We start from the raw sequence: 16,731 nt of genomic DNA, 5'->3' as shown, positions 1-16,731 counted from the left end.
CAGTGCCGTTGATGCTGAAAACCAGGCTGGAATGAGTTGAGCGGGAGTAAGCGCGGTGTTCACTTTAGATTCACGGCTGCAACAAGACACATTGCCCATTGGGGATTTCCCCCTCTGCCGGTTGTTGCTGTCCAATGATGCAAACTATCCCTGGTTCATCCTGGTGCCACGTCGGGAAGATATCAGTGAGTTGTTTCAGCTGGATGTCACCGAGCAGCAGCAACTGTGGCGGGAAACCACGGCTCTGGCTGAAGTGCTCAAGGACTCCTTCGACGCCGACAAGATGAATGTGGCGACCCTGGGTAATGTGGTCAGCCAGTTGCATATGCATGTGATCGTGCGTAAGCGTGATGATGCCGCCTGGCCCGCGCCGGTTTGGGGCAAGCATCCGGCCAAGCCTTATAGTGCGCAGCAGGTTGAGGCGATCCGTGATCGGTTGCGGGTGGTGTTGGCCGATGATTTCCAGTTTCTGGAGGACTGAACTATGAGCCTGGAAGAGCGTGTAACCGATCTGGAGAGCCGTCTGGCGTTCCAGGATGACACCATTCAAGCCTTGAACGATGTACTGGTATCGCAACAGAAGGTTGTGGAACGCCTGCAGTTGCAGATGAGTGCCTTGCTCAAGCGTCAGGAAGAAATGGTCGGGCAGTTCGAATCTTTCGAGGAGGAGGCGCCGCCGCCACATTATTGAGGGAGAGCAGGTGTCTTTGATGCATAAAAAAACCGCGCCTTGGCGCGGTTTTTTTGTGGGCGCGGATCAGCGGCGTGGCAATGCGGCGATGACATCTTCGGCTTGCAGGCCCTTGTCGCGGTTCATCACCGAAAACTCTACGCGCTGGCCTTCTACCAGGACACGGTGGCCTTCTCCGCGAATGGCGCGAAAGTGCACGAAGATATCGTCGCCGGAGTCCCGGGAGATAAAGCCGAAACCCTTGGAGGTGTTGAACCACTTCACGGTACCGGTATCGCGATTGCTCATGTCGTAAGTAGGCGCAGTGGAGGCCGCCGGTGAGGACTTGTAAAAGCTGATGGCCAGATGCAGGGCCACGGCGAGCACAGCGATCAACAAACTGGCCAGGACTGCCGGTTGGCCGCCAATGACAGGCATGGGTGCCAGCAGGGTGAGGGTTTGCAGGACCACAACCAGCACCAGCAGGGCACTGACCAGGTTCTGCAGATGATGGCGCGAGCCTTTGTTCCAGTAAGGGATAACTGGAGCGAGGATCAGGTTGAGCAGGCCGAAAAGGGCCAGGTAAATAGCATCGGGTTGTTGCAGGTAGGGAATTGCGTCGGATCTAAGGCTCGGAATCAAGGACAGCAGCAAAGCTGCAATGCCTGTCAGCAGGTGGACGATTTTCAACATTTTGATTAACTCACGTTAAGAAGGAAGCACAAGGAAGAGCTGATCACGCACGGTTCGCTTCTGAACAAATAGGTGAGGCGGTGGTTACGTACGCGGTGTCAGCCTATGCGCGCTGGCCGAAGAAATAGGCAACAGCGACACGGGCTCTATTTAACAGCAAAGCCCAGGCCTTCTCAAATCAGCAGCGGCCCGTTGGCGGGGGGGCGCAAATGCCGTGGCTCAGGCGGTGGGTTCGCAGTATTGGGCAAAGGCCTGTTCTAGACAGATGGCAGAGGGTTTTCCAAGGAACGTCGGTTTTTCCCTGCTGTCAAAATCGGCTCGAACTCAAGGCTTAAACGCCTTGGCTGGGCCGCGAGACAATCCACCGCAGGCTGATCGACGATCCTGGTCGGCGAGGGAGCATTACTCTTGCTAGAGTGGTCCGGCAGCTGATTGGGTGAATCCATCCCGTTAATGGAGAGAAACATGGCAATTGATATCGGTATCAGCGAAGAAGATCGTAAATCCATCGTCGACGGCCTTTCCCGTCTGCTTTCGGATACCTACGTGTTGTACCTGAAAACCCATAACTTCCATTGGAACGTCACCGGTCCACAGTTTCGTACTCTGCACCTGATGTTCGAAGAGCAATACAACGAACTGGCCCTGGCCGTCGACCTGATTGCCGAACGTATCCGTGCCTTGGGCTTCCCGGCTCCGGGCGCTTATTCCATTTATGCCCGACTGTCCTCGATCAAGGAGGAGGAGGGCGTGCCGGCGGCTGAAGAAATGATCAAGCAGCTGGTGGCCGGTCAGGAAGCGGTAACCCGCACCGCCCGCGGCATCTTTCCGTTGCTGGACAAGGTCAGCGATGAACCGACGGCGGATCTGTTGACCCAACGTATGCAGGTGCATGAAAAAACCGCATGGATGCTGCGTTCTTTGCTGGAAAATCGTTAAGCCTGTAATCGCGAATGGCGCCCTGGGCGTCATTCGCGCCTTTTCACAGCGTCCGCTATCTATATGGTCATACGGCTGCACAGGGCCGATTTAATGGATATAATCCCGCTCTTTGCTAAGTAGCCCGAGCTTTGGCGTGGGCTCTGGCTGTAGTTCAAGCAGTAATCTGGATCGCCGAGACGCCCCCCATGCCCATGTACGACTACCAATGCGCTTCCTGTGGTCATCAGTTGGAAGCCATTCAAAAGATCAGCGCCGCGCCGCTGGTCGACTGCCCTGCCTGCCAGGCGCCTGAGCTGAAAAAGATGCTGTCCATGCCTGGTTTCCGCCTCAGCGGTACCGGCTGGTATGAAACCGACTTCAAGACCGGCTCCAAGAAGAACCTGGCCGGTGGCGACAAAGCTGACTAAGTTGAACGACACGCGCGAGTTCTTGCACTATCCGGCACCTCATGGTGCGCAAGGCCTCCATCGAATTTCGAATTACGAGAAGTGAAACCACTACCATGATGCGCAGCCATTATTGCGGCCAACTGAACGAAAGCCTGGAAGGTCAGGAAGTAACCCTTTGCGGATGGGTCCACCGTCGCCGTGACCACGGCGGGGTGATTTTCCTCGATATCCGTGATCGTGAAGGTCTGGCCCAGGTGGTGTTCGACCCGGACCGCGCTGAAACCTTCGCCGCCGCCGACCGCGTGCGCAGTGAATACGTAGTCAAGATCACCGGCAAGGTGCGTCTGCGCCCGGCCGGTGCCGGCAACGCCAACATGGCTTCGGGCATGATCGAAGTCCTGGGCTACGAGCTGGAAGTGCTGAACGAAGCGGAAACCCCGCCGTTCCCGCTCAACGAATACTCCGACGTGGGTGAAGAAACCCGTCTGCGCTATCGCTTTATCGACCTGCGCCGTCCGGAAATGGCCGAGAAGCTGCGTCTGCGTTCGCGCATGACCACCAGCATCCGTCGCTACCTGGACGAGAACGGTTTCCTCGACGTCGAAACCCCGATCCTCACTCGCGCCACCCCTGAAGGTGCTCGCGACTATCTGGTGCCGAGCCGTACCCACGCCGGTAGCTTCTTCGCCCTGCCGCAATCGCCACAGCTGTTCAAGCAATTGCTGATGGTGGCCGGCTTCGACCGCTACTACCAGATCGCCAAGTGCTTCCGCGACGAAGACCTGCGTGCCGACCGTCAGCCTGAGTTCACTCAGATCGACATCGAGACCAGTTTCCTCGACGAAAAAGACATCATGGGCCTGACCGAAGGCATGATCCGCAACCTGTTCAAGGAAGTGCTGGGTCTGGAGTTCGGCGAATTCCCGCACATGACCTTTGAAGAAGCCATGCGCCGCTACGGTTCCGACAAGCCAGACCTGCGCAACCCGCTGGAACTGGTGGACGTTGCCGATCAGCTCAAGGAAGTGGAATTCAAGGTCTTCAGCGGCCCGGCCAACGATCCGAAATGCCGTATCGCCGCCCTGCGCGTTCCTGGCGGGGCGAGCATGCCGCGCAAGCAGATCGATGATTACACCAAGTTTGTTGGCATCTACGGTGCCAAGGGCCTGGCGTACATCAAGGTCAACGAGCGCGCCAAGGGTGTTGAAGGCCTGCAATCGCCGATCGTGAAAAACATTCCGGAAGCCAACCTGAACGTGATCCTGGATCGCGTGGGTGCGGTCGACGGCGATATCGTGTTCTTTGGTGCCGACAAGGCCAAGATCGTCAGCGAAGCCCTGGGCGCCCTGCGCATCAAGCTCGGTCACGACCTGAACCTGCTGACCTGCGAATGGGCTCCGATGTGGGTAGTCGACTTCCCGATGTTCGAAGAGAACGACGACGGTAGCTTCACCGCCTTGCACCACCCGTTCACCGCACCGAAATGCTCGCCTGAGGAGCTGGAAGCCAACCCGGCTACCGCTCTGTCGCGCGCTTACGACATGGTTCTGAACGGCACCGAGCTGGGTGGCGGTTCGATCCGTATCCACCGCAAGGAAATGCAGCAAGCGGTGTTCCGCCTGCTGGGTATCAGCGAAGCCGAACAGGAAGAGAAGTTCGGCTTCCTGCTGGACGCCCTCAAATACGGCGCGCCGCCGCACGGTGGCCTGGCCTTCGGTCTGGACCGTCTGGTCATGCTGATGACCGGCGCCCAGTCGATCCGTGAAGTGATCGCCTTCCCGAAAACCCAGAGCGCGGCCTGTGTCATGACTCAGGCACCGGGTCTGGTGGATGCCAAGGCTCTGCGCGAGCTGCACATCCGTCTGCGTGAACAGCCTAAGGCTGAATAAGCCGGCCCGATAAGGCGCACCTTCGGGTGCGCTTTTTCTATGGGTCGAGTTTTTGTTGTCCGTACCCGCCAAGTGGCGCGGGCAATGTTTCAAAGAGAATTTGGAGCAAGTTATGGCAGGTCATTCCAAGTGGGCGAACATCAAGCACCGCAAAGAGCGTCAGGATGCCAAGAGAGGCAAGATCTTCACCAAGTGGATTCGTGAGCTGACTGTTGCCGCCCGCCAGGGCGGTGGCGACCCGAACTCCAATCCACGCCTGCGCCTGGCCCTGGACAAGGCCCTGGGCGCCAACATGAGTCGCGACATCATCGATCGTGCCATCGCCCGTGGCACCGGCGCTGCCGGCAGCGACGACGTGGTCGAGCTGACTTATGAAGGTTACGGCCCCAACGGCGTGGCGGTGATGGTCGAATGCATGACCGACAACCGCAACCGTACAGCGGCTGCTGTTCGTCATGCCTTCAGCAAGTGCGGCGGCAATCTGGGCACCGACGGTTCGGTGGCCTATCTGTTCGAGCGCAAGGGGCAGATCACCTTCGCCGAAGGTGTCGATGAAGACGCGCTGATGGAAGCGGCGATGGAAGCCGATGCCGACGACGTGGTCACCAATGAAGACGGTTCCATCGACGTGTTCACCTCGTTCGCCGGTTTCTATGGCGTGCGCAATGCCCTGGAAGCGGCAGGTTTCACTGCTGCGGACGCAGAAATCGTCATGCTGCCCACCACCAGTGCCGAACTGGATCTGGAAGGCGCGGAAAAGGTTCTCAAGCTGATCGATATGCTGGAAGACCTGGATGACGTGCAGAACGTCTATTCCAACGCCGATATTCCTGAGTCGGTCGCCGAGCAGCTCGGCTGATTCAACTGCACTAACCTTGAGGCCGGATGTGCGAAGCCGTGAGTGTTACGCGGCGGGGTGCCTCCGGCTTCTGCCTTTTCGCTGTTCCGGTCGTGGCCGGCAAGCCTCTTTACTCAAGCAGCAGGCGTTATGACTCTTATTCTTGGCATCGACCCCGGTTCGCGCATTACCGGCTATGGCGTGGTTCGAGACACGGGGCGCGGCTGTGTATACGTGGCCTCCGGTTGCATCCGTACCGGAGCCGGCGAATTGCCAGAACGGCTGCAGATCGTCTATCGCGGTGTTCGTGAGGTCATCCAGACCTACGGTCCGGTGACCATGGGGATCGAGAAGGTGTTCATGGCGCGCAATGCCGACTCGGCGCTGAAGCTCGGTCAGGCACGTGGCGCGGCGATTGTCGCCGGCGCCGAAGAAGGACTGGAGATTGCCGAGTACACCGCCACCCAGGTCAAGCAGGCCGTGGCCGGTACCGGTGGCGCCAATAAGGAACAGGTGCAAATGATGGTCATGCACCTGCTCAAATTGACCACCAAGCCGCAGATCGATGCCTCGGACGCCCTGGCCATCGCCATCTGTCACGCCCACACTCGTTCCAGTCTGCTGCCTCATGGGCTGGGAACGGCACGCAGTCGTGGCGGTCGCTTGCGTCTCTGATAGCATCAGCGCAGTCATTTTAGGAGTGGAGCGTTGCGCGGCCGAGTCCCCGGCCCGCACGCTTGCTCTGTGAGTCGCCAGCTGCGGGCTGGCCATCGCCTAAGGATCTGAAACGTGATTGGACGCTTGCGCGGCACTCTGGCTGAGAAACAGCCGCCGCACCTGATTCTTGATGTAAATGGGCTGGGGTATGAAGTCGAAGTGCCGATGACCACCTTGTATCGCCTGCCGTCGGTCGGCGAACCCCTGACCTTGCACACCCATTTGGTCGTCCGCGAGGATGCGCAGTTACTCTACGGCTTCGCCAGCAAGCGCGAGCGAGACTTTTTCCGGGAGTTGATCCGTCTCAACGGTGTGGGCCCGAAACTGGCCCTGGCCTTGATGTCCAGCCTTGAGGTGGATGAGCTGGTGCGTTGCGTGCAGGCCCAGGACACCTCGGCCTTGACCAAGGTGCCCGGGGTCGGCAAGAAAACCGCCGAGCGCTTGCTGGTGGAGCTCAAGGACCGCTTCAAAGCCTGGGAAACCGTACCGAGCATGTTTGCCCTGGTGCCGAACCAGCCGGATGCGCCGATGCCGGTGGCCAGCGCCGAGTCGGATGCGGTCAGTGCGCTGATCTCCCTGGGCTACAAGCCGCAGGAAGCCAGCAAGGCGGTTTCCGCGATCAAAGACAAAGGCTTGAGCAGTGAAGACATGATCCGCCGAGCCCTGAAGGGAATGATTTAAGTGATTGAAGCTGACCGTCTGATCGCCGCCACGGGCCCCCGTGAGCGCGAGGAAATCCAGGACCGGGCGATTCGTCCAGTCAGTCTGGCCGACTATATTGGCCAGCCTAGCGTGCGCGAGCAGATGGAGCTGTTCATCCAGGCGGCCCGCGGGCGCAACGAGTCTTTGGATCACACCTTGATCTTCGGCCCTCCGGGACTGGGCAAGACCACCCTGGCCAACATCATCGCCGAGGAAATGGGGGTATCGATCAAGAGCACTTCCGGCCCGGTGCTGGAGCGCCCCGGTGATCTGGCGGCGCTGCTGACCAATCTTGAACCCCATGACGTACTGTTTATCGACGAGATTCATCGGCTGTCGCCGATCGTCGAGGAAGTGCTGTACCCGGCCATGGAGGACTTCCAGCTCGACATCATGATCGGCGAAGGCCCTGCGGCGCGCTCGATCAAACTGGACCTGCCGCCGTTCACTCTGGTGGGGGCGACCACGCGTGCGGGGATGCTGACCAACCCGTTGCGCGATCGTTTCGGTATCGTCCAGCGCCTGGAGTTCTACAGCACGGCGGATCTGGCGACCATTGTCAGTCGTTCCGCCGGCATTCTCGGCTTGCCGTTGGACCCGGAGGGCGCCTTCGAGGTGGCTCGGCGTGCCCGGGGTACTCCGCGGATCGCCAATCGGCTATTGCGCCGGGTGCGGGATTTTGCCGAAGTGCGAGCCAAGGGCCATATCACCAAGCCGATCGCTGATCTGGCACTGAACCTGCTGGACGTTGATGAGCGTGGCTTCGACCACCAGGACCGGCGTCTACTGCTGACCATGATCGAGAAGTTCGACGGTGGCCCGGTAGGGGTCGACAGCCTGGCTGCGGCCATCAGCGAAGAGCGTCATACCATCGAGGATGTGCTGGAACCGTACCTGATCCAGCAGGGCTACATCATGCGTACCCCTCGTGGTCGTGTGGTGACCCGGCATGCGTACCTGCACTTCGGTCTAAACATTCCGTCACGAATGGGGGACATGCCCGTGGTAGACGAATTCCTCGATGCCGTGGACGATTAGTAACCCGCGCCTTGTCGATTTATTCGGGGTTTGTGCTGTCCTAGGGACTGGCGTCGTTAAAACTTCACGAAAAGTCGTTCAAGAATGAAAAAACAGTTGCCTGGCCGGATTGGCAACCTGAGGAGTAAGCACTAGAGTATGCGCGCGCAAAACGGGCTTGAGCCGTTCGCACATCGTTGTCGCGTTTATTACGAGGACACCGATGCTGGCGGCATCGTGTATTACGTTAATTACCTTAAGTTTATGGAGCGGGCTCGAACCGAGCGGCTACGACACTTGGGCTTTGCCCAATCGCAGCTGGCAGGGGAGAACCTGTTATTCGTCGTGCATTCCAGCGAAGCGCGTTATCACGCGCCGGCGCGACTGGACGACGAGCTTCTGGTCAGTGCCCAAGTCACCGAATTGAACCGGGTCAGCCTGCGCTTCACTCAGCAGGTCAGGCGATCCACGGATAATGCGCTGCTCTGTGAAGGGCAGTTTTTGGTGGCCTGTGTGCGCGCCGACACTTTCAAACCCCGCGCCATTCCAGACGCTCTGCGTACGGCCTTTGCCGACGAGAGCAGCGCGGGTACACACTCAGAGCAGGAGATAAAGCGTGGAAGCTAACGTCGTCGACCATTCCTCCATGTGGAGCCTGGTCAGCAATGCCAGCGTTGTAGTGCAGTTGGTAATGCTGACCCTGGTTGCCGCATCGGTGACTTCATGGATCATGATCTTTCAGCGCAGCAACCTGCTGCGCGCCGGTCGACGTGCCCTGGAGAGCTTCGAAGAGCGCTTCTGGTCCGGTATCGACCTGTCCAAGCTGTACCGTCAGGCGGGCAGCAACCCTGACCCGGATTCGGGCGTAGAGCAGATCTTCCGTGCCGGTTTCAAGGAGTTCTCCCGTCTGCGCCAGCAACCGGGCGTCGATCCTGAAGCGGTCATGGAAGGTGTGGCCCGCGCCATGCGTGTAGCGATTTCCCGCGAAGAAGAAAAGCTCGAACAGAGCCTGCCGTTCCTCGCCACCGTCGGTTCCGTCAGCCCGTACATCGGTCTGTTCGGTACTGTCTGGGGGATCATGAACTCCTTCCGCGGCCTGGCTCAGGCACAGCAAGCGACCCTGGCCACTGTGGCCCCGGGTATCGCCGAAGCCCTGATCGCTACGGCCATCGGCCTGTTCGCGGCCATCCCGGCGGTGATCGCCTACAACCGTTTCGCCGCTCGTGGCGAGACGCTGATCAGCCGCTACTACACCTTCGCCGACGAGTTCCAGGCGATCCTGCACCGTAAAGTGCACACCAGCGAAGAGTGAGCAGGTAAACCCAATGGCCCGAGTTCGCCACAAACGCAAGCCGGTTGCCGAGATGAACGTGGTGCCCTACATCGACGTGATGTTGGTACTGCTGGTTATCTTCATGGTGACCGCGCCGATGCTCAATCAGGGCGTGAAAGTTGATCTGCCCAAGGTTTCCAGTGAAGCCTTGCCCCAGGACAACAACACCCAGGTACTGACCATTTCGATCAAGGCTGACAAGACCTACTACTGGAACCTTGGCAGTGAAGTCGACACCGAAAAGCAACAGGACAAGGCGATGACCTTGCCGCAGATGACCGACGCGGTGACCAAGATCATCCGTGCCGGCAACGAAGGCGGCAAACACACCCAGGTGTTCATTCGCGGTGATAAATCCGTCGACTACGGCGCCGTGATGGGTGCCATGGGCGGCCTGCAGAAAGCCGGAGTCGGTAACGTTGGCTTGATTACCGAGGCGCCCTGATGCACCAACAGCGAGAGCCGTCCGCCTCGGAAAGCTACTTCTGGCCTAGTGTTTGGGCAATCGCCCTGCACGTGCTGGTGTTTGGCATGCTGTTTGTCAGCTTCGCCATGACCCCGGAATTGCCTCCGGCCAAGCCGATCGTCCAGGCGACCCTGTATCAGCTGAAATCCAAGAGCCCGGCGACCACCCAGACCAATCAAAAAATTGCGGGTGAGGCGAAGAAATCCGCCGCGCGTCAGACCGAAGCCGAGCAGTTGGAGCAGAAGAAGGTCGAGCAGGAAGAGATCAAGGCTGCGGAACAAAAGAAAGAAGAGGCTGCTCAAAAGGCCGCGGAAGCGAAAAAGGCCGATGAAGCCAAGAAAGCTGACGAGGCGAAGAAGGCTGATGAAGCCAAGAAAGCTGCGGAAGCCAAGAAGGCTGAAGAGAAGCAATTGGCTGATGTAGCCAAGAAGAAAGCCGAAGAAGAAGCCAAGAAAGCCGCTGAAGAAGAGGCCAAGAAAAAGGCCGCTGAAGAAGCGAAGAAGAAAATCGTCGAAGACGCGAAGAAGAAAGCCGCGGAAGACGCGAAGAAGAAAGCTGAAGCTGACGAGGCGAAGAAAAAGATCGCTGAGGATGCGAAGAAAAAAGCTGCTGCTGACGCCGCGAAGAAAAAGGCCCAGGAAGCAGCGCGCAAATCTGCCGAAGAGAAAAAGGCTCAGGCCCTGGCAGACTTGCTATCCGATACGCCGGAGCGTGAAGCCACGAAGTCGGATGAGGTGGGGGACAGTGTCGCGGGCAGTTTCGATGACCTGATTCGTATCCGTGCAGCGGAAGGCTGGGCTCGTCCTCCTTCGGCGCGCAAGGGCATGACGGTGGAACTGCGGATCGGCATGTTGCCTGATGGCACGGTGACTACGGTTAGCGTGATCAAGTCCAGTGGTGATGGTCCGTTCGACGCCTCGGCGGTGGCGGCAGTCAAGAACATTGGGCGTTTGACAGAAATGCAGGGTTTGAGTCCGAAGGACTTCGCTCCCTATCGTTCATTCAAGATGACATTCACACCTGAGGATCTAGCCTTGTGAGAAACCTTCTTCGAGGAATGCTTGTCGTTATTTGCTGTATGGCAGGGATAGCGGCAGCGGATGAAAAAAACATTCTGGTCACCAGCGGCAGTGATCGGGCCACTCCGATCGCGGTAGTGCCGTTTGGCTGGCAGGGCGGTAGCGTGCTGCCGGACGACATGGCGCAGATCATCGGTGACGACCTGCGCAACTCGGGTTACTACGCACCTATCCCCAAGCAGAACATGATCAGCCTGCCGACCCAGGCCAGCGAAGTCATCTTCCGTGACTGGAAAGCCCTGGGCGCGCAGTACGTGATGGTCGGCAGCATTGTTCCAGCGGGTGGTCGCCTGCAGGTGCAATACGCACTGTTCAACGTCGCCACCGAGCAGCAAGTGCTGACCGGTAGCGTGTCGGGCAGCGTCGATCAGTTGCGTGACATGTCGCACTACATTTCCGACCAGTCCTTTGAAAAGCTCACCGGCATCAAGGGCGCGTTCTCGACGCGCCTGCTGTATGTGACGGCTGAGCGCTTTTCGGTGAACAACACCCGTTACACCCTGCAGCGTTCGGACTACGACGGTGCGCGGGCCGTGACTCTGTTGCAGTCCCGCGAGCCGATTCTGTCGCCGCGTTTTGCACCGGATGGCAAGCGCATTGCGTACGTGTCGTTCGAGCAGAAGCGTCCGCGCATCTTCGTCCAGCACATCGACACCGGGCGCCGTGAGCAGATCACCAACTTCGAAGGCTTGAACGGTGCACCTGCCTGGTCGCCTGATGGCAGCCGCCTGGCATTCGTGCTGTCCAAGGATGGCAACCCGGATATCTATGTGATGAACATGGCATCCCGGCAAATCAGCCGTGTCACCAGTGGCCCGGGCATCAATACCGAGCCGTTCTGGGGCAAGGATGGTTCCACCATCTATTTCACATCCGACCGTGGCGGCAAGCCGCAGGTCTATAAAAGCAATATCAACGGTGGTGGCGCCGAGCGTGTGACCTTTATTGGTAACTACAACGCCAACCCGAAACTTTCTGCTGACGAAAAGACCCTGGTAATGATTCACCGCCAGGATGGTTTCACCAACTTCCGGGTGGCGGCTCAGGATTTGCAGCGCGGTAGCGTAAAAATCCTTACAGACACCAACCTTGATGAGTCAGCTACTGTTGCGCCCAACGGCACCATGGTAATCTACGCCACCCGCCAGCAGGGCCGGGGAGTCTTGATGCTCGTGTCCATTAATGGACGTGTGAGGCTCCCGCTTCCTACCGCTCAAGGCGAAGTCAGAGAACCGTCCTGGTCCCCTTACCTGAACTGACGCGGCGCTACAATGTTTCACTTAACACACTGGGGTTCATTAGGAGTTTCACGATGGAAATGTTGAAGTTTGGTAAGTTTGCTGCGCTGGCTCTGGCCATGGCTGTGGCTGTAGGTTGCTCCTCCAAAGGTGGCGACAACGCCGGCGAAGGCGCTGTTGATCCAAACGCTGGTTACGGCGCTAACACTGGTGCTGTTGATGGCTCCCTGAGCGAAGAAGCTGCTCTGCGCGCAATCACCACCTTCTACTTCGAATACGACAGCTCGGACCTGAAGCCAGAAGCCATGCGCGCTCTGGACGTTCACGCCAAAGACCTGAAAGCAAACGGCGCTCGCGTTGTTCTGGAAGGCAACACCGACGAACGTGGTACTCGTGAGTACAACATGGCTCTGGGCGAGCGTCGTGCGAAAGCCGTTCAGCGCTACCTGGTTCTGCAGGGCGTTTCCCCTGCACAGCTGGAGCTGGTTTCCTACGGTAAAGAGCGTCCAGTTGCTACTGGCCACGACGAGCAGTCCTGGGCTCAAAACCGTCGCGTCGAACTGCGTAAGTAATTCGTCATGCGAACGTGCCGTCGTGCTGTAACTATTTTGGCTCTCAGTCTCACGCCGCTTGCGGCGTGGTCTGCGGTTCCTGTGGTCGATAACAACTCCGGCTATAACAATAGCGGGAGCAGTTATCCGCCAGCGGGTTATGGCACGAACGGCGCCTATGCCGGGGGAGGGGTTTCGACCCCTGTCTCGGCACAGGGCGAGCTGTTCCAGCAACTGCAGCAAATGCAGGAGCAGATTGCACGCCAACAAGGCGTGATCGAAGTTCTGCAAAATGATGTAGCGCGCATGAAGCAAGAAAGCCTGGAGCGATACCAGGATCTTGATCGGCGCATAGGAAGCGGTGTTGCACCTGCCGCGACTCCTGAGAATTCTTCTACCGGTGGCGATAGCAATGCCGCCGGCGCTGCTGCCCAGGCACCAGCTGCCAGCAGCGAACCCGGTGATCCGGCCAAGGAAAAGCTCTATTACGATGCTGCCTTCGACCTGATCAAAGCCAAGGATTTCGACAAAGCCAGCCAGGCTTTCTCGGCATTCCTGCGCAAGTACCCCAACAGTCAGTACGCCGGCAACGCCCAGTACTGGCTGGGTGAAGTGAACCTGGCCAAGGGCGATCTGCAAGGCGCAGGTCAGGCGTTCGCCAAGGTTTCCCAGCTGTATCCCAAGCACGCCAAGGTGCCGGACTCGCTGTACAAGCTGGCTGATGTAGAGCGCCGCTTGGGTCATACCGACCGGGTCAAAGGCATTCTGCAGCAGGTGGTAGCCCAGTATCCGGGCACTTCCGCCGCTCAGTTGGCACAACGGGATCTGCAACGCATGTAAATGCGTTGGCGGCCGTTACAAGAAACCCGCGCTTGCCGCGGGTTTTTTCGTTAGAATCCATGCCCTTTTTTCTGAAACACGCTTCCTGGGATCTGCGCGATGGCGGGGTTCCTTGAAGTGCCTGACGGAGGCGGACAGCCTGTTTAGCTGTTACGCCCGTGGCGACTATGCAAGACACATTGAGAATCACCGAAGTTTTCTACTCGTTGCAGGGGGAAACTCGGACTGCCGGGCTGCCCACGGTTTTTGTGCGCCTGACCGGTTGTCCGTTGCGTTGCCAATACTGCGACAGTGCCTACGCCTTCAGCGGCGGCACCCTGCGTACTCTCGACAGCCTGCTGGAGCAGGTTGCCGATTTCCGTCCGCGTTACGTCTGCGTCACCGGCGGCGAGCCGCTGGCCCAACCTAATGCCATTCCCTTGCTCAAGCAGCTGTGCGATGCCGGTTATGAAGTGTCGCTGGAAACCAGCGGCGCCCTGGATATTTCGGCCGTGGATCAGCGCGTCAGTCGGATCCTTGATCTGAAGACGCCGGGCTCCAAGGAAGCTCATCGCAATCGCTACGAGAACATCGAGCTGCTGACCGCCAACGATCAGGTCAAGTTTGTCATCTGTTCCCGCGAGGACTATGACTGGGCCGTGTCCAAGCTGATCCAGTACGGCCTTGAGCGACGTGCCGGCGAAGTGCTGTTTTCGCCGAGCCACCACGACCTGAATGCACGGGACCTGGCGGACTGGATCGTCGCTGACAACCTGCCGGTACGCCTGCAATTGCAGCTGCACAAATACCTTTGGAATGATGAGCCGGGGCGCTGACATGACTGAGCAAGCACAGAACCAAACCTTGACCGAAAAACGTGCAGTGATCCTGCTCTCCGGTGGCCTGGACTCGGCGACCGTGGTCGCTATGGCCCGCGCCGAAGGCTACCGCTGCTACACCATGAGTTTCGATTACGGCCAGCGCCATCGTGCCGAGTTGCACGCTGCCGAGCGCGTGGCGCGGGATCTGGGCGTGGTGGAGCACAAGGTGATTGGCCTGAACCTCAACGGTATTGGCGGCTCGGCACTGACCGACAGTTCCATCGATGTGCCGGAAACTCCCGGTGAAGGTATTCCGGTGACTTATGTGCCGGCACGTAACACCGTATTCCTGTCCCTGGCCCTGGGCTGGGCGGAAGTCCTGGAGGCGCGGGATATCTTCATTGGCGTCAACGCCGTGGATTACTCCGGCTACCCGGATTGCCGTCCCGAGTTCGTCGAAGCGTTCGAGCGCATGGCCAATCTGGCGACCAAGGCCGGTGTCGAAGGGCAGGGCTTCCGTATCCAGGCGCCTCTGCAGAACCTCAGCAAGGCCGAGATCATCAAGGCCGGGGTGCGCCTGGGAGTGGATTACGGGCTGACGGTTTCCTGCTACCAGGCGGACGACAGTGGGCATGCGTGCGGTAAATGTGACAGCTGCCGTCTGCGTGCGGAGGGCTTCAATGCAGCCGGTATCAGCGATCCAACACCTTATTTTTGATTTTTTTCACATAGGGTGTTGAATTCCCGTTAGAAATCAGTATTATACGCGCCACCACACAGCGGGTCGTTAGCTCAGTTGGTAGAGCAGTTGGCTTTTAACCAATTGGTCGTAGGTTCGAATCCCACACGACCCACCATATTTGGCGGTTTAGAAAATCCGGAAGGCCCACGAAAGTGAGGATTTCCGGGTTTTTTTTTGCCTTGCAAAAACGTCCCTGCCGCGCTGCGATGGTTCAATTCACCAGCTCCCCCCACGACTCAAAGCCCCGTGTTTCTGTAACGACTGGCCTTTTGCCGGTAGCCCGACTCCTCCCTAAAAACCTTGATAAATTCAGGGGCTTTATCTGAATTCCCACTTTTTTTCAGTGGTTATCGCTTTAAATTCGAAATAAGTGTGGGTCTCGTTGACAGTGCAAATGCCTCCCGCGTAAATCTTGCCGCCATTGCCGACAGGGGTTGCGTCCCTGGCAAGGAGAACACGTACCAGGGTCGGTAACTTCGCAACCAGCAGGGCTTTGCCCTGCCTGCACGAATCTGTCCCTGAGTATGTGCGTGAGTCACAAGCCCGGCTTACTCAAGGTGACAGGATGTTCACAGAAGCGGTTGCAATATCCGTTAAGCGCAGCGCCCCCTCCAGCCCTTCCGTTGTTCGTGGCAAGGGATGCTTTCTTTACGATGAGCAGGGCAAATCCTTTCTCGACATGTCCGGTGGCAGCGGCGCCGCCAACCTGGGTTATCAGCGCGATGACCTGGTCGAGGTCCTCAAGCGTCAATCCGAACTGCTGATTCATACCGGCTGGAACATCGACAACCCGCAGCGCCATGAAGTGGTGGCCAAGCTGGAGGGCCTGGTGCCCTACGCGCAAGCTTCGGTGTTTGCCGCGGTCACCGGTGCCGAGGCGATCGAGGTAGCGCTGAAAATCGCCCGCGCCGCGACCGGACGCCAGGGCGTGATGTATTTCCACAACTCCTTCCATGGCAAGACCCAGGGCGCCTTGTCGGTGACCTCCAACCGCGGTTTTCGCAAGCACCTGGCCGGTAGCGACAGCCTGCAACTGACCGCCCTGGCCCTCGATTATGACGCCGACCAGGACCCGGCCCGAGCCGCCCTGTGGCGCGAGCAACTGGCCGAGGATCTGCGCCAGGCGCAGCAGGCCAATCGCTTGCCGGCGGCGCTGATCATCGAGCCGATCCAGGCGGCGGAAGGCATGTACCCGGTGCCCCTGACGGCGCTCGAAGCGATTGTCGAACTGGGCAAGACCTTCGGCGTGATCACCATCTTCGATGAGATCTACACCGGTTTCGGTCGCACCGGGACCCCATTTTTCAGCAACCCGCAGCTACTGCCGGACTTGCTGGTCCTGGGCAAGGCCCTGGGCAACGGCCTGCCGATTTCTGCAGTGGTGGGCCGCCCGGAGTTGGTGGACTGCCTGGGGTATGCCGAGCACTCCTCCACCTTCACCTTGATGCCCCTGGCCTGCGCCGTGGCCTCCAAGGTGCTGGACATCTATCACCAGGAGCAACCCTGGGAGTGGGCGGCGAGCAACGGCGCCTATCTGCGCCAGGCCCTTGAGGAACAGGGGGGGCAGGATGCACGGGTGGTCAATGTGCGCGGTCGCGGCCTGATGCTCGCCTTCGATTTCGAGGGCCAGGGTCAAGGCGGTGATGTACTGGCCCTGCGCAACCGCCTGCTGGAGCACGGCGTGATCGTGCGCACCGGCGGACGCAATCCGGCGACGGTCAAGCTGACCCCGCCACTGAGCATCTCCCGGCAGGAAATCCAGGCATTCATGCAGACGCTGCAGGGCGTTTGCCGCTCCCTCTAATAACAACAAGGCAGGGATATC

20 protein-coding genes and 1 tRNA gene are annotated in these 16,731 nt (G+C 58.9%); 20 read left to right on the top strand and 1 reads right to left on the bottom strand.

Going from position 1 to position 16,731, the window contains the following annotated elements:
* Nucleotides 1–55: 55 nt before the first annotated feature.
* A complete protein-coding gene (locus WIN67_RS23685; RefSeq protein WP_213665860.1) occupies nt 56–481 on the top strand; it encodes an HIT family protein in 426 nt (141 codons plus the stop codon).
* Nucleotides 482–484: 3 nt separating this feature from the next.
* Nucleotides 485–691, top strand: coding sequence for a SlyX family protein (locus WIN67_RS23680; RefSeq protein WP_102860554.1), 207 nt, complete (start codon nt 485–487; stop codon nt 689–691).
* Between the two features lie 66 nt (nt 692–757).
* On the opposite strand, the gene WIN67_RS23675 is transcribed toward WIN67_RS23680, so the two are convergent.
* Nucleotides 758–1,363, bottom strand: a complete 606-nt coding sequence (locus tag WIN67_RS23675) for a cold-shock protein (RefSeq protein WP_102860555.1) — start codon at nt 1,361–1,363, stop codon at nt 758–760.
* Between the two features lie 465 nt (nt 1,364–1,828).
* On the opposite strand from WIN67_RS23675, the gene WIN67_RS23670 reads away from it, so the two are divergent.
* The 18 genes from WIN67_RS23670 to WIN67_RS23585 all read left to right on the top strand — a co-directional run bounded on the left by WIN67_RS23670 (nt 1,829) and on the right by WIN67_RS23585 (nt 16,710).
* Nucleotides 1,829–2,302: a Dps family protein gene (locus WIN67_RS23670; RefSeq protein WP_011063023.1), complete on the top strand. Its 474-nt coding sequence runs from the start codon at nt 1,829–1,831 to the stop codon at nt 2,300–2,302.
* A gap of 188 nt (nt 2,303–2,490) precedes the next feature.
* Nucleotides 2,491–2,712, top strand: a complete 222-nt coding sequence (locus tag WIN67_RS23665; protein ID WP_010457489.1) for an FmdB family zinc ribbon protein — start codon at nt 2,491–2,493, stop codon at nt 2,710–2,712.
* A gap of 95 nt (nt 2,713–2,807) precedes the next feature.
* Nucleotides 2,808–4,583: an aspartate--tRNA ligase gene (gene aspS, locus WIN67_RS23660; RefSeq protein ID WP_011063022.1), complete on the top strand. Its 1,776-nt coding sequence runs from the start codon at nt 2,808–2,810 to the stop codon at nt 4,581–4,583.
* 112 nt (nt 4,584–4,695) lie between these two features.
* Nucleotides 4,696–5,442 (top strand): YebC/PmpR family DNA-binding transcriptional regulator, encoded by a 747-nt coding sequence (locus tag WIN67_RS23655; RefSeq protein WP_102860556.1) that lies wholly within the window; start codon nt 4,696–4,698, stop codon nt 5,440–5,442.
* A 129-nt stretch (nt 5,443–5,571) separates the two neighbouring features.
* Complete coding sequence (ruvC, locus tag WIN67_RS23650) at nt 5,572–6,096, top strand: crossover junction endodeoxyribonuclease RuvC (RefSeq protein WP_016963215.1); 525 nt, start codon at nt 5,572–5,574, stop codon at nt 6,094–6,096.
* A gap of 114 nt (nt 6,097–6,210) precedes the next feature.
* The gene (ruvA, locus tag WIN67_RS23645) at nt 6,211–6,819 is read left to right on the top strand and encodes a Holliday junction branch migration protein RuvA (protein WP_102880689.1); all 609 of its coding nucleotides are present in this window, start codon (nt 6,211–6,213) and stop codon (nt 6,817–6,819) included.
* Nucleotides 6,820–7,878, top strand: a complete 1,059-nt coding sequence (gene ruvB / locus WIN67_RS23640; protein ID WP_011063018.1) for a Holliday junction branch migration DNA helicase RuvB — start codon at nt 6,820–6,822, stop codon at nt 7,876–7,878.
* A gap of 138 nt (nt 7,879–8,016) precedes the next feature.
* Nucleotides 8,017–8,484 carry a tol-pal system-associated acyl-CoA thioesterase gene (gene ybgC, locus WIN67_RS23635; protein ID WP_102860558.1) on the top strand — a complete coding sequence of 156 codons (468 nt, stop codon included), beginning with the start codon at nt 8,017–8,019 and terminating at the stop codon, nt 8,482–8,484.
* Entirely contained in the window at nt 8,474–9,169 is a 696-nt protein-coding gene (gene tolQ, locus WIN67_RS23630; protein WP_011063016.1) for a protein TolQ, read from the top strand. Before ybgC ends, tolQ begins: the two co-directional genes overlap by 11 nt.
* 13 nt (nt 9,170–9,182) lie before the next feature.
* Nucleotides 9,183–9,635: a protein TolR gene (gene tolR, locus WIN67_RS23625; protein WP_011063015.1), complete on the top strand. Its 453-nt coding sequence runs from the start codon at nt 9,183–9,185 to the stop codon at nt 9,633–9,635.
* The gene (gene tolA / locus WIN67_RS23620; RefSeq protein ID WP_102860559.1) at nt 9,635–10,696 is read left to right on the top strand and encodes a cell envelope integrity protein TolA; all 1,062 of its coding nucleotides are present in this window, start codon (nt 9,635–9,637) and stop codon (nt 10,694–10,696) included. Before tolR ends, tolA begins: the two co-directional genes overlap by 1 nt.
* 17 nt (nt 10,697–10,713) lie before the next feature.
* Nucleotides 10,714–11,994, top strand: a complete 1,281-nt coding sequence (gene tolB / locus WIN67_RS23615; RefSeq protein WP_170001676.1) for a Tol-Pal system beta propeller repeat protein TolB — start codon at nt 10,714–10,716, stop codon at nt 11,992–11,994.
* 53 nt (nt 11,995–12,047) lie between these two features.
* Nucleotides 12,048–12,545 (top strand): peptidoglycan-associated lipoprotein Pal, encoded by a 498-nt coding sequence (gene pal, locus WIN67_RS23610; RefSeq protein ID WP_003227510.1) that lies wholly within the window; start codon nt 12,048–12,050, stop codon nt 12,543–12,545.
* Between the two features lie 6 nt (nt 12,546–12,551).
* Nucleotides 12,552–13,364 carry a tol-pal system protein YbgF gene (gene ybgF / locus WIN67_RS23605; protein WP_296408846.1) on the top strand — a complete coding sequence of 271 codons (813 nt, stop codon included), beginning with the start codon at nt 12,552–12,554 and terminating at the stop codon, nt 13,362–13,364.
* A 167-nt stretch (nt 13,365–13,531) separates the two neighbouring features.
* Entirely contained in the window at nt 13,532–14,179 is a 648-nt protein-coding gene (gene queE / locus WIN67_RS23600; protein ID WP_102860562.1) for a 7-carboxy-7-deazaguanine synthase QueE, read from the top strand.
* Nucleotide 14,180: 1 nt separating this feature from the next.
* The gene (queC, locus tag WIN67_RS23595; RefSeq protein ID WP_102880687.1) at nt 14,181–14,882 is read left to right on the top strand and encodes a 7-cyano-7-deazaguanine synthase QueC; all 702 of its coding nucleotides are present in this window, start codon (nt 14,181–14,183) and stop codon (nt 14,880–14,882) included.
* A 63-nt stretch (nt 14,883–14,945) separates the two neighbouring features.
* Nucleotides 14,946–15,021 (top strand) — tRNA-Lys (locus WIN67_RS23590).
* Between the two features lie 450 nt (nt 15,022–15,471).
* A complete protein-coding gene (locus WIN67_RS23585) occupies nt 15,472–16,710 on the top strand; it encodes an aspartate aminotransferase family protein (protein WP_339070107.1) in 1,239 nt (412 codons plus the stop codon).
* The last annotated feature ends 21 nt before the right edge of the window (nt 16,711–16,731 follow it).

Origin of the sequence: Pseudomonas idahonensis (genome assembly GCF_037903935.1) — a bacterium.
Taxonomy (GTDB): domain Bacteria; phylum Pseudomonadota; class Gammaproteobacteria; order Pseudomonadales; family Pseudomonadaceae; genus Aquipseudomonas; species Aquipseudomonas danubii.
This window is presented reverse-complemented; position numbering and strand designations above follow the sequence as displayed.

What these genes read in the sequence shown, in the direction of transcription:
- WIN67_RS23680 (WP_102860554.1), top strand. Translation starts at nt 485, where the DNA reads ATGAGCCTGGAAGAGCGTGTAACCGATCTGGAGAGCCGTCTGGCGTTC.
- WIN67_RS23675 (WP_102860555.1), bottom strand. Translation starts at nt 1,363, where the DNA reads ATGTTGAAAATCGTCCACCTGCTGACAGGCATTGCAGCTTTGCTGCTG.
- WIN67_RS23670 (WP_011063023.1), top strand. Translation starts at nt 1,829, where the DNA reads ATGGCAATTGATATCGGTATCAGCGAAGAAGATCGTAAATCCATCGTC.
- WIN67_RS23665 (WP_010457489.1), top strand. Translation starts at nt 2,491, where the DNA reads ATGCCCATGTACGACTACCAATGCGCTTCCTGTGGTCATCAGTTGGAA.
- aspS (WP_011063022.1), top strand. Translation starts at nt 2,808, where the DNA reads ATGATGCGCAGCCATTATTGCGGCCAACTGAACGAAAGCCTGGAAGGT.
- WIN67_RS23655 (WP_102860556.1), top strand. Translation starts at nt 4,696, where the DNA reads ATGGCAGGTCATTCCAAGTGGGCGAACATCAAGCACCGCAAAGAGCGT.
- ruvC (WP_016963215.1), top strand. Translation starts at nt 5,572, where the DNA reads ATGACTCTTATTCTTGGCATCGACCCCGGTTCGCGCATTACCGGCTAT.
- ybgC (WP_102860558.1), top strand. Translation starts at nt 8,017, where the DNA reads ATGCGCGCGCAAAACGGGCTTGAGCCGTTCGCACATCGTTGTCGCGTT.
- tolR (WP_011063015.1), top strand. Translation starts at nt 9,183, where the DNA reads ATGGCCCGAGTTCGCCACAAACGCAAGCCGGTTGCCGAGATGAACGTG.
- tolA (WP_102860559.1), top strand. Translation starts at nt 9,635, where the DNA reads ATGCACCAACAGCGAGAGCCGTCCGCCTCGGAAAGCTACTTCTGGCCT.
- tolB (WP_170001676.1), top strand. Translation starts at nt 10,714, where the DNA reads ATGCTTGTCGTTATTTGCTGTATGGCAGGGATAGCGGCAGCGGATGAA.
- pal (WP_003227510.1), top strand. Translation starts at nt 12,048, where the DNA reads ATGGAAATGTTGAAGTTTGGTAAGTTTGCTGCGCTGGCTCTGGCCATG.
- ybgF (WP_296408846.1), top strand. Translation starts at nt 12,552, where the DNA reads ATGCGAACGTGCCGTCGTGCTGTAACTATTTTGGCTCTCAGTCTCACG.
- queE (WP_102860562.1), top strand. Translation starts at nt 13,532, where the DNA reads ATGCAAGACACATTGAGAATCACCGAAGTTTTCTACTCGTTGCAGGGG.
- queC (WP_102880687.1), top strand. Translation starts at nt 14,181, where the DNA reads ATGACTGAGCAAGCACAGAACCAAACCTTGACCGAAAAACGTGCAGTG.
- WIN67_RS23585 (WP_339070107.1), top strand. Translation starts at nt 15,472, where the DNA reads ATGTTCACAGAAGCGGTTGCAATATCCGTTAAGCGCAGCGCCCCCTCC.